Annotated in this window: 1 protein-coding gene; it reads right to left on the bottom strand. The window is 59.2% G+C overall.

Going from position 1 to position 907, the window contains the following annotated elements:
• Nucleotides 1-146: 146 nt before the first annotated feature.
• Nucleotides 147-907, bottom strand: a 761-nt coding sequence (locus tag AB4090_RS15075; RefSeq protein ID WP_369574694.1) for a helix-turn-helix domain-containing protein, incomplete at its 5' end; no start/stop codon positions are given.

Genomic DNA, 907 nt, shown 5'->3' with positions numbered 1-907 from the left:
CACCTTCTGGGTGATGCTTTTCGACAAAGCTATTCTAACAGAAATGCTTGCAGATCGGGGCCTTATCTATCTACCTCGTTACAGCAATCGCGGAATTAGGGCTGGCCTGAACTTGTGGATTGGCCCCCATACGCGGTAGGGCGATCTTACTGGGCGACGACGATCAGCAGGGTCGCTGGGGCCTGATTGGGATTATGCCAATTGTGCGCTTGGCGCGGATCATAGTAGATCGCATCGCCGGCCCGTAACTCGGTCAATTTGTCCATTTGCTCAAAAGTCGCCATCCCCTGGACGAGAAAGGCAAACTCCTCTCCCTGGGCACTGGAATAGGGATGTTCGCCGCACTCCCCGCCCGGCTCCAGCACCATCAACAGAGGCCGCATAGTCTTGCGGGGCAAGCCGCGGGCCAAGGGCTCCAGAGTGGCTCGGGAGCCGGCACTGTAAACCTTGCGACGTTCGCCGGCGCGCATCAGCAGGGGCATGGATTCGGGTTCTTCGCCCTCAAAAATCGCCACGATGGGCACTCCCAACGCCCCGCAAATCTTGTCTAGGGTCGCGACGGAGGGCGAATTGAGACCGGCTTCGATCTGCGACAGGGCGCTGGGCGAAATCTCCGCCAACGCCGCCAGCTTGCGCACCGAACAGCCTTGCTCCTCCCGCAGTTGCCGAATACGTTCGCTGACTTTTTTCATGGATACCAGGGTAGGTGGAAGGTGCGACCAGATGCACAGGGCCAGGCTGCGAGCCGAGCTGTGGCCCGAATCGCAGCTATAGCGCACCACTCTACCCACGGCAAATAATAAGGTAAACCCAATTTCCGCGATTACCTTTGCGTTGCGGCGCATTGTGGGCACGGGCAGGGCGATTCTGGCTGCATAGCGTGACTGCCGGAAGGTTCCCACGGCGA

The organism is Acidithiobacillus sp. IBUN Pt1247-S3, assembly GCF_041146875.1.
Classification (GTDB): Bacteria; Pseudomonadota; Gammaproteobacteria; order Acidithiobacillales; family Acidithiobacillaceae; genus Igneacidithiobacillus.
Note: the sequence above shows the minus strand (reverse complement) of the source record. Positions and strands in the feature narration are given on the sequence as shown.